The sequence below is a fragment of the Streptomyces sp. NPDC055506 genome (genome assembly GCF_053643595.1).
Genome location: NZ_JBSHKH010000265.1, coordinates 1 through 3,025, shown reverse-complemented (window position 1 = coordinate 3,025; position 3,025 = coordinate 1). Strand labels below are relative to the sequence as shown.

Sequence of the window (3,025 nt, the reverse complement as noted above, 5' to 3'; positions counted from 1 at the left end):
ACGAACACGCCGTGTCCACCGTCACCGCCGGCCCCTCGAGACCGAACGCATACGAGATCCGGCCGGAGATGACGCTGGCGGTACTGCCCGTCATCGTGTAGCCCTCGACGTCCTCGGGCACCTTGTTGAGCCTTGAGACGTAGTCCGGGGCCATGGCACCGGCGAACACGCCGACCTGGTGGCCTCGCACGGCCGCCGGGTCGATCCCGGCCCGCTCGAACGCCTCCCAGGACGCCTCCAGCAGCAGCCGCTGCTGCGGATCCATCGCCAGCGCCTCACGCGGCGAGATCCCGAACAGCTCCGCGTCGAAGTCACCGGCGTCGTCGACGAACGCCCCTTCGCATGAGTAGCTCTTGCCGCGTGCGTCCGGATCCGGGTCGTACAGCTGCTCCACATTCCAGCCGCGGTCGTCCGGGAAAGCGGACACCACGTCCCGACCCTCGTCCACGAGCTGCCACAGCGCATCCGGGGAATCGATACCGCCAGGGAGGCGGCAGGCCATTCCGATGATCGCCAGTGGCTCGTCGGCGGCCGCGGTGGCTGTAGCGGCCGCTGCGCCCTGCGCGGCAGGCGCGTTTCGTTCCGTACCCATCAGCTCGGACCGCAGCGCGAGGGCGAGGGCAAGCGGGGTTGGGTGGTCGAAGATCGAGGTCGAAGGGAGGCGCAGGCCGACTGCCGCACTGAGGCGGTTGCGGAGTTCCACCGCCATCAGCGAGTCGAAGCCCAGCTCCAGGAACCCGCGCTGCGGCCCCACCGCGTCCGGTTTCGCGTGTCCGAGCGCAGCCGCGGCATGGGTACGGACCAGGTCCAGGAGCAGTCGTTCCTGTTCCGGCTCGGAGAGTTCGGCCAGCTGCTGCGCCGGCGAGGATCCGGTCCCCTGTCTGTCGGATTCGGCGATGGCCGCGGTCCGCCGCACCGGGGCTGGGACCAGGTTGCGCAGCAACGGCGGCAAGGTGCCCGTCCCGGCTTGGGCCCGCAGCACGCCCATGTCCACGGCAACGGGTACCAGCACAGCCCGGTCGCGCACCCGCGCCGCCATGTCGAACAGGCTCAATCCCTGTCGCGCGGGTATGGGGGTCAGACCGGAACGCGAGATACGTGCCCGCGCCGCTTGGTCCAACTGCCCGGTCATACCTCCGTCCTGGTCCCACAGGCCCCAGGCAAGCGAGAGCCCCGGCAGGCCCTCCGCTGCGCGCCGCTGAGCCAGAGCGTCGAGGAAGGCGTTGGCGGCGGCGTAGTTCGACTGGCCCGGGCCACCGAAGATCCCGGCGACGGAGGAGAAGAGTACGAATGCCCGCAGGTCGAGGCCGTGGGTCGCTTCGTGCAAGTTGACGGCGGCGTCCACCTTGGCCCGCATGACGGTGTCCAGCCGCTCCGGCGTCAAGGCCGCGACCGTACCGTCGTCCAACACCCCCGCCGCATGCACCACCGCACGCAACGGATACTCCGCCGGCACCCCGGCCACCAACGCCTCCGCCGCCCGACGCTCAGCCACATCACAGGCCACCACCGACACCGACGCCGCACCCAACCCGAGCAGCTCCGCCTCCAGCTCCCGCGCACCGGGAGCATCAGGGCCTCGACGACTGGCCAGAAGCAGATGGCGCACCCCGTACTTCTCCACCAGATGACGGGCCAGCAGACCCCCCAGCGCCCCGGTCCCCCCGGTGATCAACACCGTGCCCTCGGCATCCCAGGTAGGGGGCACGGCCGGCTCCTCCGTGGCCGTCAGCCGGGCAAGACGCGGCACCCACACCTGCCCGTCCCGCACCACGACCTGCGGCTCACCCGTGGCCAGTGCCGCAGGCAGGACATCGGCCAGCGCAGCCGCGTCGTCCACATCCACCAGAACGAACCGGCCCGGGTGCTCCGTCTGCGCCGACCGCACCAGACCCCACACCGCGGCATGTGTCAGACCGGACAGCCGGTCATCGGAGCCCACCTCCACGGCTCCACGCGTCACCACGACCAGCCGCGAGCCGACGACCGACTCATCCGCTAGCCACCCCTGAACCGCATCGAGCACTTCACCGGCGGCGCGGCCCGTTCCTCGCGCGAGGTCGTCATCAGCCTGTGGCGGACAGACCAGGACCACAAAGTCCGGGTGGCTGTCCCCGTCAGGCCGTACGGGGTCGCCCAGCATCGCCCACCCGATAGAAGAGGGCGTATCCGCCGTGGGGGCGGGGACCCAGTCCACGCCCAGGAGCGTTCCCTGCCCGCCACCAGCCTGCGATTCCGACAGCTGTTCCCTGGAGACCGGTCGGGAGACCAGTGCGTCGGCCGAAGCCACCGGGCGGCCCTCGGCATCCGCCATCTCGACCGACGCCGCATCAGTGCCAGTGAATGTCAGACGGATACGTGCCGCCGTGGCGCCGGTGGCGAACAGGGACACGCCGGTCCACGCGAAAGGCAGCCGGATCTGGTCATCGCCACTGTCACCGGTGCGGTCACCGGCGGTGGCCAGCGCCGCGTGCAGGGCGGCGTCGAGCAACGCAGGATGGATACCGAACCCACCCGCGTCCGCGGCCTGGTCCTCGGGCAGACCGACCTCGGCGAACACCTCGTCGCCGCGCCGCCACACCGCCCGCAGCCCCTGGAACACCGGGCCGTAGCCGTAGCCGGACGCGGCCAGACCCTGGTAGAACCCGTCCAGCGCCACCGGATCCGCATCAGCCGGAGGCCACACCGCCAGATCGAAGCCCTCGCCGCCAGACCCGGCCGCCAGTACCCCGCTGACGTGCCGGGTCCACTCCTCGTCCGGCCCGCTCTGCGAGTACACGCTCACCGGCCGCCAGCCGGACTCGTCCTGCGCACCGACCCGGACCTGAAGGGCGACATCGCCTTCTTCGGGGATGACCAGCGGCATCTCCATGGTGAGTTCTTCCAGGCGCGGGCAGCCGGTCTCGTCCCCGGCCCGTACAGCCAGCTCCACGAACCCCGTCCCGGGGAAAAGGACCGTGTCACCGATCACGTGGTCGGCCAGCCATGGGTGCGTGCGCAGGGACAGCCGCCCGGTCAGCACGAC

The 3,025-nt window shown here is 70.9% G+C and carries 1 protein-coding gene; it reads right to left on the bottom strand.

Going from position 1 to position 3,025, the window contains the following annotated elements:
* A partial coding sequence (locus ACWIF2_RS40455) for a type I polyketide synthase (RefSeq protein WP_454366677.1) occupies positions 1 to 2,971 on the bottom strand: 2,971 nt, incomplete at its 3' end.
* Positions 2,972 to 3,025 lie beyond the last annotated feature (54 nt).